We start from the raw sequence: 14662 nt of genomic DNA on the forward strand, positions 1-14662 counted from the left end.
GTGTTTCGCGCAGTCTGTAACAGCTTCCGTCTTCCCTGTAGTAACTTCTGCCATCACGTTTCAGTGTTTCGCGCAGTCTGTAACAGCTTCCGCCTTGAAGATAGCTACGAGTATCAGATGGCTGGAGGTATTCGTAAAAGCGATCGCTGTTTGTCTTTCAGCCAAAATAAACATTTTGACTCAGACATTTAATAGAAGCGATGCCTACGGCGGTAAACTACGCTCTTAGGGACTTCCAAATAAAAAAATATCCCACTGCTCACAGTCAACAACTTCAAGCGGGATAATTTATTTCTTGGAGTTCCCTTAACTGAAATTTAAGCAGCACAAAAAATCGGGGCAGGTTTGAAACCCGCCCCGATCGCTTCTGATATACTGCGCCCAACGGCTGTAGCTACAGGCTTTAAACTATCAACTAAATGCACCATATCTTCTAAAGAAAGTGCTTGACGGGCATCAGAAACAGATTTTTCTGGTTCTGGGTGACATTCAATAATTAATCCATCTGCACCGCAAGCGATCGCAGCTCTAGCCACAGGTGCTACCAACTCCCGTTTACCGACGGCATGAGAAGGATCTACAATTACAGGCAAGTGAGTTATTTGCTTGAGTGCTGCCACTGCTCCTAAATCTAGGACGTTACGGGTGTAATCATCAAAACTGCGGATACCTCTTTCGCACAACACCACATCAGGATTGCCGTGGCTGAGGATATATTCAGCAGCCATAACAAATTCTTCAATTGTCGCTGCTAACCCACGTTTGAGCAGTATTGGTTTACCAGCTTGTCCCAAAGCTTTGAGCAAGTCGAAGTTTTGCATATTGCGGCTACCAACTTGAAGCATATCAGCATGGGCGGCGACTACTTCAATTTGAGAAATTGACATAACCTCGGTGACAACTGGCATATTGTAATGCGATCGCACCCTTGCCAAAATTTCCAATCCTTCTTCTCCCATACCCTGGAAAGCGTAGGGAGATGTGCGGGGTTTGTAGACACCGCCACGCAACCCCTGCACGGATGCAGTAGATAGCTTTTGGGCGACTATCTCCATTTGTTCTAAACTTTCAACAGTGCAGGGGCCGCCGATAATTACCAGTTCTTCGCCCCCGAAAGCGACTTTTTTTGAGATTTTAACGATTGTTTGGTGGTTTGGATGAGATTGTGCGGCAAGTTTGGCGTTAATCATGGTTTTGTTCTCCTAAAAATTGAGTATTGGGCACTATTTGCGGATAATAAAAAAGCCCGAAACCTTTGAAGAGTTCCGGGCGCGTTCTGATTCATCGACATGACGCTACTTACCCGGAATTTAGTCTGGGCCAAAAGTAAAAGCCATAAAACCAGCTATTCAAATAAGTCATGACGATGAAATTCTCCTTAAAACAACAAAAACCGCAGAGTTCGCTCTGCGGTTCACCGGGCGGTTTCCGTTAGGAAACTCAATTCACTCCCGGTGAACCACCCTAAACCAAAAATAAAAGTAGGAATTTGTGTAAAGCATTTGCGGGGCTTTTGCTGGAAAATTTAATAAATATACCTATGTAGAGTAACATTACCAGGAAGAGTAAGCCGTGTCAAGACCCCCACAAACCCTAAAAAAGCGATAGACTCAGTACAAATGTGGGAGTGAAGACTAATATTGCAAGGCGGAAGTCAAAAGTTAACACTGAGCGGCTTACCTTGACTTGTGCCGAGCGGAGCCGAGGTAGCGCAGTCGAAAGTAGTCGAAGTGTCAAAAGTCACGCATAATTGTATTCCGGGTTTTTGCGCCATTTGAAATGGTAAGTTGATTTCCCCACCCTCTGTACTAGTAATCAGGATTGAGAAGTTAAAATATAAATTCTCCTGAGTTGTCACTTTACGTTGTGAAAGCTTATTGCAGACAATTGACGATCGCCATACATTATTCTTCCCCAAGTCCTCATTGACCAGATCCACTTTTTAGAATCATTCAGTTTGATTATGCCCAGTTCCAAAATCTTAGCCCAATCTTTCGACTATTATGGAGTTTACCCCTGCCCAGTCTGTCGGATAGGTAAGATTTCTCACATGCCAATGATGGAAGCTATGGCTTGTGACTTTTGCCAAGAGATTTTTACAGTCAACTTGGAACTAGAGCAAATCAAGATGCCTTCTAGACAACCACCCTTAATTTGGCGTTGGAATGGGTTTATTTGGACAGAAGGCCAGTTGGAAGGTGTGGAATTAGGTTGGGGTTATGGACTAGCAGCAGCAATTTTTGTAATTCTTCCCACTACTCTAATTGGCATAGTAGCTTACTATTTCCCTGCTAATCTCAAAGAACCCATTACCTGGACGCCATATATTTGGACGATATTAACTTTTTTGTCACATTTATCAATTATTGTTTGGATTGTGATTGAAATTTATCAGATTCCAGTTGCAGCATATTTGAGAGCGATCGCTCGATGGAGAAATGGGGAGATGGGGAGATGAGGGAGCAGGGGAGGCAGGGGGAGCAAGGCAGAAGAATTAATTAACCAATTCCCAATCCCCAGTCCCCAATACCCCATGATAAATAACAAATGATGCAGCGAATAAATGGCTCCATCACTCATAATTAAGTTGATTGTCCACCAAAATATCGTATGAGCGATCTGGAGCACTATTATAGAGTTTTGGAATTAGAGCCTGGGGCAACACTTGAAGAAGTGAACCAGGCTTACAAAGATTTAGTCTTTGTTTGGCATCCCGATCGCATTCCCAAAGACAATCTCCGTTTACAGCAAAAAGCACAAGACAAGCTGAAAGCCATAAATGAAGCTCGTGAAAAGTTGCGCTCTCTAAAAACCAAACATCAAACCACACATCACTCACCACCACCTCAACAGGAAAAACGATCTCAAACAACCCAGAAACCATACTCACCGCCACCTCAACAGGAAAAACCATCTCAAACAACCCACAAACCACCAAAGCAAAACTCAGACTTGAGTGGCAAAGACTACAGTCGGGCAAATTTGAGCAATAAAGACTTATCTGGCAGAAATCTAAGTTATGCCAATTTGAGCGGTGCTAATCTCAGCGATACTTTTATGCACAAAGTCAACCTTAGAGGGGCGGATTTATCTGAAGCAAATTTATTTCGAGCAAACCTACTTTTAGCGGATCTCAGGGAGGCGAATTTACGCGCTGCTAATTTGATTGGAGCGGATCTCAGTGGGGCCGACTTGCGAGGAGCCGACTTAACAGGAGCGCGGATTCGCTCTGGTGAACGCCTTCTGGTTAAACTAGTTGGTACTAACTTAGCAGGGGCAATTATGCCTGATGGTTCAATTTTTCAATAGCTGAGGCTGCCCTATGACACAGAGTATATGAATTACTCAAATGAAAAAGCAATCAAGCAATTCTTGTTTGGATGCAACAGATGGTAAGGGCACAGCATTGCTGTGCCCTTACAAGTTAAGTGACTTGCGGTACTAGCTTTATCCATCTCTACAACCTGCCTGTAAAATTGAATATGATACATCAAGGCGTTGAGGCACTGTGAACTTTTTTATCGGTTGTGCTGTTTGGGCATATAAAGGTTGGGCGGGCAAACTCTATCCCCAAGGCACTCGCACTGCCGATTTTCTGCATCTCTACAGTCGTCGCTTCACCACTGTGGAAGGTAACACCACCTTTTATGCCGTGCCTAACCAAGAAACTGTAACCCGTTGGGCTGCCGAAACACCAGCAGGTTTTGAATTTTGTCTAAAATTACCGCGAGATATTACCCATCAAGGATTGCTGAAACCTTATATTCCGGCTGCATTAAAATTTCTGGAAGGGATGCGTCCTTTAGGTAAGCGTCTTGGCCCAATATTTGCCCAATTACCACCCAGTTATGCACCTACATTGCTTGACGATTTGACCAACTTTCTGGAAGCTTGGCCACGTACAGAAGCACCCCTAGCGTTAGAAGTTCGGCATCCCGACTGGTTCAGGGAACCCCATGCTACTAATTTGACGACACTTTTAGAAAAGCTAGGTGTGGGAAGGGTACTGTTAGACTCGCGCCCCATTTACACTGGAGATGATGACCCTCAGTTGCAATCAGAACGACGTAAACCCAAATTACCGTTGCAATTGAGTGTGACAGCACCTTTTACTCTGATTCGATTTATTTCGCATCCAAATTTATCCGTGAATCAGCCGTTTATGGAAGAGTGGGTGAGACAGATTCAGCAATGGTTGCAAATGGGAGTGCGAATTTATTTCTTTGTCCATTGTCCAATAGAAGCGCGATCGCCCAGCACAGCCCGTCACTTCCAACAGCTATTGGAACAGAGTCACACACCAGTTCCACCCCTACCTTGGAATAACCTTGAGCATCCCCCCAATCAACTTAGTTTATGGTCTTGAAAGGCAGGACGTAAGGAGTAGGGGAACTAAGCCCACAGAATGAGATTTTTAATTTTTTAACTTTTACGAAATATCTCATGTTTAGTAATTAAAAAAGAGCGATCATTAGTGTTACGATACTCTATTGTTAAAGCTTGATATTCCTTTTTGCTTGCCAAAAGGGATAATAGCCCACTTTGTAAAATGGCAATGAGGCTTTAGGTGATACATAAATATATTTAACAGAAAAGTATTTAATTTTCATGTAAATGTGATTTAAGCGAATTTTTTGAGGCAGTTACACCAAAGGAGGTTGAAATGAGTCGTCTTCTTTATGAAAATTCAGTCTCTTACAAAGGATATCTCATCATTCCTTTTGTTTTTGGAAAACTTGATAATTACGAGATTTATTCGTATAAATTGCTATCGGATGTTGGACACACCAGCCAATTTGATAAAGCAGAAAATCCAGCAGGAATCTATGGAAGTAACGTTAGTAATATCATTGATATTGCTAAAGAACATATTGATCAAAATTCCAAGTTTGTTAGCCGGAAGGATAATTTTAAGTCTCGCTACATTTACCGAAATAATTTGATAATTATTTCCCAAGAAGGTGACAAATATTTTTATGACCATTATCCACCAGAGTTATTGAATAATATTGCAGCTCCAAAATTATTCAAATCAGAATATGAATGTCTGAGTTGGATTAAGCAAGGGCTTAATGGGGAACATGTGCGGCAAAGAGCTATTTGAATAAGGCAGGAGTTAGTCCTTAAAACAAGCTTAATTCTGGTTTTAATAACTAACTTCTGTACCTAACTAAGTTAAAATATGTTATGGATTTTCCATTTGTGCCAGAAGTAGCACGAGCCGAAGTGATTTGCTCCACACGTTGGCAATTAAGTATTTATGCTGCTGCGATCGCTATCTCAATTGCACTTGGTTAACCTTGGTTTTTGCTCTAATGAACTGGGATATTGTAGCTAAATTAGGACGGTTGGGAGTATAAGCGATCGGGGGGCATTGAATATTCCTTTCTTCCACTCCCCCTACTCCCTACTCTCCACTCCCTATTCCCTTTAATTTTTATTTGCTCTAGACTCGACCTGAATGCACCTTTATCAGATCATGAAGAATGATTAAGAAAAACGAGTATAGACAAATATGATAAAAATGCTAGCTGAAAACTTGATTGGAATTGAGACAAAATTACAAATTAATTGGGTTTGGCTAAATGCCAGCTTCCAGTTTGCTACTTGGGCACTCTTCTCACTTTTACTAGCTGAGGTCTTGAGAGACAGTTACCATGCTTTGTGTCACCAAGTCAATTGGCTTGCTAAATGGCACAACAAGCACCACATGGCTTATCGCCGTGATCTATCCATAGTTTCCCTGAAAGTTTACCAAGAATCCCAACTCTATCACGACATTTTAGAATCGAGTCTACTGCTAGTGGTATTGGTAGTCATTGCCTTAATTGTCCAGCAAATGGGGTTATGGCTGGGAGTAGCTTATGGTTGCACCTTCTTGTATGGCGCGTCTGTACGATATTTCCAGGGAAAAATTGATACAGACTACAACCACCTACCCGGCCCTTTAGAGACAATACCATCCCTTTGGTGGGTGAATCGGTCTTACCATTGGCGGCATCATTTTGATGATGTCAACGCTTACTACAGTGGTGTCTTTCCCCTAGTGGATAAAATTCTTGGTACAGGGCTGTCTCTCAAGGGTAAAACCATCGCTTTAACCGGAGCATCAGGAGCGTTGGGACAAGCATTAGCGGCTGAACTTGTAAAGAATAATGCTAAAGTTGTCGCATTAACCACTAATCCAGAAAAATTAGTAGAGCAAGTTGGGGTGAAGGTAGTTCCTTGGCAGTTGGGTAATGAAGCCAATTTGAGAGATAGTTTAGAGAAAGTAGATATTTTAATTATCAACCACGGAATCAATGTCTACGCCAGCCGCACATCAGAGGCGATCAACACCTCTTATGAGGTGAATACCTTTTCAGCGTTGCGGTTGATGGATATATTTTTGACAACTGTAACAGGGCCACAAGCAAAAGCAACCAAGGAAATCTGGGTAAACACTTCTGAGGCTGAGGTTTCTCCAGCCCTGAGCCCGCTTTATGAACTCAGCAAGCGATCGCTAGGAGATATTGTTACCCTCAAGCGATTAGACGGGGATTGTGTAATTCGCAAGTTAATTCTTGGCCCGTTTAAGAGTCAACTGAATCCTTATGGAGTTATGTCTGCACAGCAAGTAGCTCGTGCTATCTTATTTTTCGCTCGGCGAGACTTCCGAAATATTATTGTGGCAATAAATCCTCTCACCTATCTGCTGTTTCCCTTAAAGGAAACCAGTGCGTCGCTATACTATCGAGTCTTCAGCCGGACAGCGAAAAGTGAACAGGAGTTACGCAAACAATAGCCGAAACCCTGATTTTCAGGTAGGGGCAGTTTATGAATTGCCCCTACAGGGTGTAGTTTGCGTATGCGTAGCCCGCCGCAGGCGATCGCTCCGAGTAAGTGCTGATTATTTGATGTTGAAAAAAGCCTATGCTTATGCACTTTTAAAATCGAAAGTCTCTTCTACTTCAGATTTTGAACAATTATTACCTTAATATAAAACACTGACCGAGTAGGAACGAATTGTCGGGTCTACAGTTAAGATTGTTAATTTATGTTGTAAAGCTTGACAAATCAACATCCTATCAAAAGGATCGCGATGTAATAATGGTAAATTCAAGAGTTGAGCAACACTTTCTTCATCTAGGTTGAGACTACTGATTAAATGCTGTTGACGCTGTTTAGGAAGGTAGATTTCAGGTGATTCTGGTAATGGTAATTTACCTAGCTGATATTTAACAGTTGCTTCCCAAATTGAAACACAACTTAAATATACGTCGTTATTTAAATCACGAATGCTATTTTGTAAATGAATTGGTAATTTTTGATCGCCACTAATAAACCATAAAAATATATGAGTATCTAATAATAGTTTCATTTCCCCTCAAAACTATTCAAAATCTCTTCAGGTAAGGGACTATCAAAATCATCTGGAACAATGAACTCACCAGCACATAAGCCATAAGGTCTAATTTGTTGAGAGGTGGCTGAAACTGGTTTAATTTCTGCAATAGGTTTACCTGCTTGCATGATAATAATACTTTCCCCTGCTGCTACTTGTTGAAGGTAGCTAGTTAGATTTCGCTGGATTTCATCAAGTGTTACGCTTAACATGAGATGTATCTGTAGGAATATTTAAATTATAGACTTTAATGTTTATCCTGATTTAACTTATCAAAAATTAGCACAAAATTTTAATTTACATTTAGGAACAACAGATGGAAGTTTAAGAAGAGCCTTGAAAGACATGAATCAAACTGAATATGAAACACAATTTCTCCTCCATTACGCTAATAAATTTAATATGGCTAATGAAAATATACCTGTACTCATACCTCAAGCTTGGATACAGTGGCATTCACAATCAAAAAAGTATTTAAGTCCTACCTCATCTCTGAATATTAAGGATATTTATAGGGTTGACTTTGTAGCTTTCTAGAAAAATAAAAGATTTGCTATTTTTATTGACGATATTAGTCATTATGCTACTCGTAAGCACGATCAAGAAACCTGGTTAGCTAGTGAAGAAGAATATTATAAAAATATACAGCAAGATAGAAGATTGATTAAAGAAGGATGGTTTGTAATTAGATTTAGTAATTGGGAAATCAAACAAAAATAATTACTTGATAAAGCTATGATTGATTTACAAGAAATAATAGTCTTTTCTTGATGTTTTACTCTTCTTCCTTCGTACCTTCATAGTTCGTTGAATCAATTCATAACGCCGAACAAGAAAGAAAAGATAAGCTTTGGGTCATCCACAAAAAATCAACTAATTATTCATCAAGTTCCCGATGTTTAAGAATTGAGATACTCAACTTTAAACTTAAGTCGTAATATAATGCAAAAAATTTACACCGATGCAAAACCAGTAAACTGTCTCACATGAGGCGATCTAAAACCTAAAACAATATCTGTTTTCGGCACACCTAATTCTACTAATTCATTAGCTACACCTTCCTCTGTAAAATCGCACTGAATCCAGATTTTTCCATTGATAATATCTATATGAATCACCGAACCATAAGTCCGTTTTTCACCTTCCCAACCTAGATGAATTACTAAATAGTGATTTTTTTGATTATCAAATATTAACTGTATTTCCGTTCCCTTGGCTAAATGACTTTCTGTATGTCTTGCTAATACTGTCTGTACTAATTCAGGATAATTCATTCCTTCCATAAAATAATCTCCTGTTTGCTACTTTCAAATATCAATAATTTTAATTTATGTTCAGCAATTATTTCTTGAATCACAGGTATCAGAAAAAAAGCTGTATATATTTCATAACTAATTGCTAAATATAAAATACGATCGGGTTCTTCTTTTCTTAAAATAGAACGGTAATTAAGTGTTTGTCCTAAAGCTGTATGAAATTCACTAATCGCTGATTTTCCTAAAAAAGATTTTATTTCAACTGCTATTTTTTCTCCTTCTTTTTCTGCTCCTAAAACTCTTTCTGCTCCTAAATCAAGACGAAATTCTATAGTATCTACTAGAAATATTAAAGGATCATCAGTAATTAACCAACCATCTTTCTCTAAAGCTAACTTAACAGCATTATGAAAAAAATCTTTTGCTGACATAGAAACTTACAATAACACCCTCTATGCTATTATATTTTGTCTGTGCGTCTGCATCTCTGCGAGAGAAACACAAAAAAAGGGATAAGCTCAAAAGCCTATCCCCAAAAAATTAACTAATCAATGTATCAAGTTCCACTTGTCCAAGAATTGATGTACTCAATTTGATCGGGTGTTAGGCTATCAATCGTAATACCAATAGCTTGCAACTTCAAACGAGCAATTTCTTGATCGACTTCAACAGGAATTGAATGCAAACCAGGTTGCAACTTACCTTTATTCTTCACCAGGAATTCACAAGCCAAAGCTTGGTTTGCAAAACTCATATCCATAACTGCGCTGGGGTGTCCTTCAGCCGCAGCTAGGTTAATCAAGCGTCCTTGTCCGAGAACGACAACTGATTTACCATTTTTCAACTTGTACTCTTCGGTGAAAGGACGAACTTCTTTGATTTCCTTAGCTTGTGCAGCCAAGTATTTCAAATCAAGTTCCAAGTCAAAGTGACCTGAGTTACAAACGATCGCACCGTCTTTCATGACATCGAAGTGTTCACCACGAACGACGTGCTTGTTACCAGTGACAGTGATAAATATATCACCTTGAGGTGCAGCTTCAGCCATTGGCAAAACGCGGAAGCCATCCATTACGGCTTCAATTGCCTTGATCGGGTCGATTTCAGTAACGATGACGTTAGCACCCATGCCACGGGCGCGGAGGGCTGTACCTTTACCACACCAGCCATAACCGACGACGACAATGTTTTTACCAGCCAACAAAATATTTGTGGCGCGGATAATGCCATCTAGGGTTGATTGCCCAGTACCATAGCGATTATCAAAGAAGTGCTTGGTATCGGCATCGTTGACGTTGACTGCGGGGAAGGTGAGTACGCCTTCTCTAAACATGGCGCGTAACCGCACGATACCGGTGGTGGTTTCTTCGGTGCTACCAATCAAATCAGCGATTTGGTGTTGGCGTTGTTGTATCAGAGTTGCAACCACATCGCTACCGTCATCAACAATAATGTTGGGGCGATGATCTAAAGCTATTTGAACGTGGCGGTTATAAGTTTCGTTATCTTCGCCTTTTTGAGCAAAGACGGGAATTTCATGATCCAAGACGAGGCTAGCGGCTACGTCATCTTGCGTTGATAAGGGATTGCTAGCAATTAAAAGCGCATCTGCACCACCGGCTTTCAGAGCGATCGCCAAATGTGCTGTTTCTGTTGTAATGTGGGCGCAAGCTACAAGGCGTAAACCAGCGAAGGGTTTTTCGATAGCAAAGCGATCGCGGATTTGCCGCAAAACGGGCATTTCGCGTCCAGCCCATTCAATACGCTGTCTTCCCAAGGCAGCTAGGCCGAGGTCTTTAACCTCGTGCTTTAATCGGGGAGAAGTTGCGGTCATCAAAAGTTACCTCAAAAAATAAAAAAAGCTACGTAAATTTTACGCACTCTACTAGGTTATTCTACGACTGGCGATTTTTGCTTGTATGAAAGCAAATCACTAGTCAATAGTCTTCAAGACTAGCTTGACGTTTGATCAGCATAATGTCAACTTCATCCCCAGGTTCTTCCTTTTTGTTTTATCTTTGGAAAAAGTAAGACTTTTTAACCCTTAGATGCTGATTTTAAGTACATCGTCATCTGTCTAAGGTGCGATCGCCTCGCAGCCTAACAAGTCGATGAAGTGGACGGGTCAATTTAATTTCACGACAATTAGGCTTTTTTAAATACTCCTTAACCTGAGTTTCGGGATAAGAAATCCTCAAAACCTTTGATTTTTCGTTGTTCGGTCTGAAGCTCTGTTTTCATCTGTTATCAATAAGGCATATTGTTGATATTAATCTCATTTGTGAATCTTATTATCGCTTCTTTTATCACTTAGGATTTTGCTCAATCTTTACAGAGTAAGCTTTTTAGCTTCTGGCTTAACCTGAACTCAGATTCCTTACTTTTTTCGGTATGCAGTAAGTAAGCAGTTAGTGTTATGTTTACTTCGTAATTAAAAAAAACAATTGTTATGGTACTTCCTACGGATACTTTTAGTGATGACAATCTAGTTGGTAGTTTTGAGGACAATATTTCTTTTGATAGCGTAATAGATGATACCTTTTTTGGAGGCATTAATACTGACTTGGTTGATTATAATAATTTGACAACTGCAACTACTCCCGAAGCCGTTGATGTTGCTGATGAAGAGTTTTACCTGCTTCAAAACAGTGATGTACTTCCTACGAATACTTTTGGTTATGACAATCTAGTTGGTAGTTTTGAAAACAATATTTCTTTTGATGCTGTAAGTGATGATACCTTTTTTGGGGACATTAATACTGACTTGGCTGATTATAATAATTTGACAACTGCAACTACTCCCGAAGCCGTTGATGTTGTTGATGAAGAGTTTTACCTGCTTCAAAACAGTGATGTACTTCCTACGGATACTTTTGGTTATAACAATCTAGTTGGTAGTTTTGAGAACAATATTTCTTTTGATAGTGTAAGTGATGACACTTTGATTGAAATTATTGATATTAACTTACCAACTGCAATCACTCTCGTCGAAGGCGTTGGTGTTGTTGATGAAGAGTTTTACCTGCTTCAAAACAGTGATGTAGTGCAAGCTGTAATACAGGGAAGCATTTCTTCGGGTAGTCAACACTTTGCATTATTTGGTCAATTTGAGAGACGTGATCCAAACAATTTATTTGACACAAATTTTTATCTAACCAATAATCCTGATGTAAAACAGGCTGTAGATCAAGGCTTTACTACTGCTGCACAGCACTATTTCACCTTTGGTGGATTTGAAGGACGTGATCCATCTGCATCTTTTGATAGTTCATCTTATTTGGAAATCAATACTGATGTAGCTGCGGCTGGAATTAACCCGCTATCACACTATCTAATCTTTGGTATGAACGAAGGACGTCCCTTGTGACAGGGGGGTTATTTTCGGTTCTTAGGTGCGATCGCTTTTAAATTCACCCCAGGATGACAAATAAGCCGGGTGAATTTTGTAAATAGGCAAAATAGCCAAGTTAGGAAGTTAAAGGCAGTGTAGGGGATTATGGCAGGGCTTTGCAGTGCGTAGCTTGCCGCCGTAGGCATCGCCCCACTGCCCAATACCTAACACTCAATACCCGGTAGCAGGGTTTCATAATTAAATATCTAAGTTAGAAAGCCATAGGGATATGTTGATCACACACACAACCCATATATATCAAACTTTCACCATCTCAAAGCAAAACCTCAACTTTAGATAGGTACATCTACCCAAAGTAATTACGCAGGATAGTTGAAGTAGTGATTAATAGATTTTACTCCAGGAGGTGTTTGAGTGCGCTTTCAATTTTTGGCGTTGGCTTTGCCCGCCGTAGGCATCGCGGTTTGATTATTCGTGTATGGATTAAAACACAGCCCCTCAAGCAATGGGATGTAGCACGAGAGTTTCGCCGCCGCCTGAAAGTTGCCCTAGACGAAGCTGGAATTTCCATTTCTGTGCCTCAACAAGCAATTTGGGTCAATGATGAGCAATCGTTAAATTTTCAGGGTAATGGCAAAGCTAATTAGAAACAGGGCTTACGCACTCAAAACCTGAAACCTCGTTCGCGTAGCGTGCGCGAAGCACACTCCCCCCTAACTAAAAAGGGGGGATCTTTTAGGGACTTCCAACTAAAAAAATATCCCATCCCTGCGGGACGCTACGCGTAGCTTGCTTCCCCAAAGGGGTAAGCATTTAGGGCAGGGAGCAGGGAGCAGGGGGAAGAAACTAATCGTGTTGAGTCCAGAAATTGGGATAATTTATTTTTTGGAGTTCCCTTATGGGTAAGTTTTATAGAAATTTGGTCAAAACAATGGCATTGTAGGTCAAAGTGTGGGGCAGCTTTAGAAAACTTGTGTGTATACCATAGATGCAAAGCAGGGTGATAATCTCTGAGGGAACTGGGGACAGCGCTCTTTGGCGAGCTGTTGCTTTCAACGTTATCAGCAAAGACTAATGTGATGTCCATAACATCCTCTAACTCTGATACGATTTTCTGTAATTTCCTGCTTGCTAAAAAAATTAGTCGAATAGAAATTAAGTACTTACATAAGGAAAAGTGAAATGGGACTGAGTGAGGGACTTTTGAACCCGACCAAAAAGGCTATGGTCATCAATGACTGTTGCAACATGATAGAAGGACAGCTTGCATCCAAGTCAGGCATGAGTGGTATGGCTTTAAAAACTGCCTTTGCCGCCTTGAAAGGGGTTAAGCCAGGGTATATCCCCTACGTGGTTGAGCAGATTTTACCGCAGTGCTTCACAGCACTTGATCCCATCTGGAGTGAAGGCGTACAGAAAGGCAATCCGATTGAATACCTGAATGCGAATCGCTCTCAGACGGCAGACGCACTACTCGGTGTCACCGATGCTAGAGTTAAGAACGCCAAGCGCCAAATTGTGCGAGGAACCTATGAAAAATTTCGCGGTTCAGCCAAAAAGCACGTAGAAGAAGCAGTGCCAGACTTAGCCAAAGTAATCGATAACTACACTAAGTCCTGAGCCAGAAGGGAAGAATCAGAATAAACGTATGCCACCGTTGATGCGTCGGTGGCTGGCATACGGAGAAAAGATTACACTTGTAAGGTCAAGGTGTTTGTCCAGGGTCTTGGGTTATACATATATCTACTAAATTTCCTGATATTTACCGAGTCAGCTTGAAAGAGCAAATAATCAGAAACTATCTGAATTATTGTTTGAATAAACTTTCAATTTATGAAAAAAGTTACCGTTTATCGATACCGCACTTATGGACTAATTGGGTTAATATCTTTAACTGCCGTATTAAGTACAAATACATCTGCCCTAACACAGTTGGCGGACGATTTCCCAATTGAGCAAACTCCCATTCGTGCTTCTAACTTAATCTGGCCGACTCAAGGGTTTATTTCTCAAGGCTTCCGCAAATATCAACATGAAGGAATTGATGTTGCAGGGGCATCTGGAACTCCTATTGTTGCTGCTGCATCTGGTACAGTCATCAAAGCAGGTTGGGATAATTGGGGATTAGGCAATGCTATAACTATTAAACATATTGACGGCAGTATCAGTGTTTATGGTCACAATCGCCGTTTGTTGGTGAGCAAGGATCAACAGGTCATTCAAGGTCAAATTATTGCTGAGATGGGATCTACAGGCAATAGTACAGCGCCTCATCTGCACTTTGAAGTTCATCCCAATGGTCGAATAGCAGTTGACCCCCTTCGTCTGTTAACATCTTTAACTGCAAGTGTTGCTTCTGGTTCTAAAGTTCAGCAAGTGGATAACCAAAACTACCCAGTCTCAACACCCCCACTAGTAAAACAAGTTTCACCTTCACAGCCAATTCCAATAGGTTTTGCACCTGTTAGTACTGATACTAAATGCAATGGAGTTACCATCATTGAGGGTGAGACTGCAAGTATTCGTGTAAAAGTCTGTGAAGAAAATGGTCAGTTATTTTATATTGGGCAGTTGAAACAAGACCCAAACAAGCCTATAAAAATCGCAGCTTTAAATATTGGCAAAGGTAAATATCGAGCAGATAATGGTAGTTTTTATTATTTAGTTAGC

At 40.6% G+C, this 14662-nt stretch carries 16 protein-coding genes and 1 pseudogene; 11 read left to right on the forward strand and 6 right to left on the reverse strand.

Going from position 1 to position 14662, the window contains the following annotated elements:
* Nucleotides 1–229: hypothetical protein (locus VE944_RS11015; protein WP_324976553.1), on the forward strand; the 229-nt coding region annotated here is incomplete at its 5' end.
* An 88-nt stretch (nt 230–317) separates the two neighbouring features.
* Here VE944_RS11015 and aroF read toward each other — a convergent pair.
* Complete coding sequence (gene aroF / locus VE944_RS11020) at nt 318–1190, reverse strand: 3-deoxy-7-phosphoheptulonate synthase (RefSeq protein WP_324976556.1); 873 nt, start codon at nt 1188–1190, stop codon at nt 318–320.
* 773 nt (nt 1191–1963) lie between these two features.
* Here aroF and VE944_RS11025 point away from each other — a divergent pair.
* From VE944_RS11025 to VE944_RS11050, 6 genes are all read left to right on the forward strand, one after another.
* Nucleotides 1964–2458: a hypothetical protein gene (locus tag VE944_RS11025; RefSeq protein WP_324976558.1), complete on the forward strand. Its 495-nt coding sequence runs from the start codon at nt 1964–1966 to the stop codon at nt 2456–2458.
* Between the two features lie 152 nt (nt 2459–2610).
* Complete coding sequence (locus VE944_RS11030; RefSeq protein WP_324976561.1) at nt 2611–3309, forward strand: pentapeptide repeat-containing protein; 699 nt, start codon at nt 2611–2613, stop codon at nt 3307–3309.
* Nucleotides 3310–3508: 199 nt separating this feature from the next.
* A complete protein-coding gene (locus tag VE944_RS11035) occupies nt 3509–4366 on the forward strand; it encodes a DUF72 domain-containing protein (protein ID WP_324976564.1) in 858 nt (285 codons plus the stop codon).
* A gap of 297 nt (nt 4367–4663) precedes the next feature.
* Nucleotides 4664–5104 carry a hypothetical protein gene (locus VE944_RS11040; RefSeq protein ID WP_324976567.1) on the forward strand — a complete coding sequence of 147 codons (441 nt, stop codon included), beginning with the start codon at nt 4664–4666 and terminating at the stop codon, nt 5102–5104.
* 411 nt (nt 5105–5515) lie between these two features.
* A complete protein-coding gene (locus VE944_RS11045) occupies nt 5516–6784 on the forward strand; it encodes a bifunctional sterol desaturase/short chain dehydrogenase (RefSeq protein ID WP_324976569.1) in 1269 nt (422 codons plus the stop codon).
* Nucleotides 6759–6977 carry a hypothetical protein gene (locus VE944_RS11050; protein ID WP_324976573.1) on the forward strand — a complete coding sequence of 73 codons (219 nt, stop codon included), beginning with the start codon at nt 6759–6761 and terminating at the stop codon, nt 6975–6977. Before VE944_RS11045 ends, VE944_RS11050 begins: the two co-directional genes overlap by 26 nt.
* Here VE944_RS11050 and VE944_RS11055 read toward each other — a convergent pair.
* The 5 genes from VE944_RS11055 to ahcY all read right to left on the reverse strand — a co-directional run bounded on the left by VE944_RS11055 (nt 6974) and on the right by ahcY (nt 10474).
* Nucleotides 6974–7360 (reverse strand): type II toxin-antitoxin system VapC family toxin, encoded by a 387-nt coding sequence (locus VE944_RS11055; protein ID WP_324976576.1) that lies wholly within the window; start codon nt 7358–7360, stop codon nt 6974–6976. The genes VE944_RS11050 and VE944_RS11055 overlap by 4 nt on opposite strands.
* Nucleotides 7357–7596 carry a type II toxin-antitoxin system Phd/YefM family antitoxin gene (locus VE944_RS11060; protein ID WP_324976579.1) on the reverse strand — a complete coding sequence of 80 codons (240 nt, stop codon included), beginning with the start codon at nt 7594–7596 and terminating at the stop codon, nt 7357–7359. Before VE944_RS11060 ends, VE944_RS11055 begins: the two co-directional genes overlap by 4 nt.
* A gap of 741 nt (nt 7597–8337) precedes the next feature.
* Nucleotides 8338–8667 carry a XisI protein gene (locus VE944_RS11065; protein WP_094353376.1) on the reverse strand — a complete coding sequence of 110 codons (330 nt, stop codon included), beginning with the start codon at nt 8665–8667 and terminating at the stop codon, nt 8338–8340.
* The gene (locus VE944_RS11070; RefSeq protein ID WP_324976584.1) at nt 8655–9071 is read right to left on the reverse strand and encodes a XisH family protein; all 417 of its coding nucleotides are present in this window, start codon (nt 9069–9071) and stop codon (nt 8655–8657) included. Before VE944_RS11070 ends, VE944_RS11065 begins: the two co-directional genes overlap by 13 nt.
* Before the next feature lie 125 nt (nt 9072–9196).
* Nucleotides 9197–10474, reverse strand: a complete 1278-nt coding sequence (gene ahcY / locus VE944_RS11075) for an adenosylhomocysteinase (RefSeq protein WP_324976587.1) — start codon at nt 10472–10474, stop codon at nt 9197–9199.
* A gap of 615 nt (nt 10475–11089) precedes the next feature.
* On the opposite strand from ahcY, the gene VE944_RS11080 reads away from it, so the two are divergent.
* From VE944_RS11080 to VE944_RS11095, 4 genes and pseudogenes are all read left to right on the forward strand, one after another.
* Nucleotides 11090–12007 (forward strand): hypothetical protein, encoded by a 918-nt coding sequence (locus tag VE944_RS11080; protein WP_324976591.1) that lies wholly within the window; start codon nt 11090–11092, stop codon nt 12005–12007.
* 443 nt (nt 12008–12450) lie between these two features.
* Nucleotides 12451–12639: pseudogene (locus VE944_RS11085) on the forward strand (mechanosensitive ion channel family protein); the annotation flags it as partial.
* A gap of 535 nt (nt 12640–13174) precedes the next feature.
* Nucleotides 13175–13612 (forward strand): DUF6918 family protein, encoded by a 438-nt coding sequence (locus VE944_RS11090; RefSeq protein WP_324976595.1) that lies wholly within the window; start codon nt 13175–13177, stop codon nt 13610–13612.
* A 213-nt stretch (nt 13613–13825) separates the two neighbouring features.
* Nucleotides 13826–14662 (forward strand): M23 family metallopeptidase (locus VE944_RS11095; protein WP_324976598.1); only part of this gene is annotated, 837 nt, incomplete at its 3' end.

Origin of the sequence: Nostoc sp. (genome assembly GCF_035638895.1) — a bacterium.
In the GTDB taxonomy this organism is placed as follows: domain Bacteria; phylum Cyanobacteriota; class Cyanobacteriia; order Cyanobacteriales; family Nostocaceae; genus Nostoc.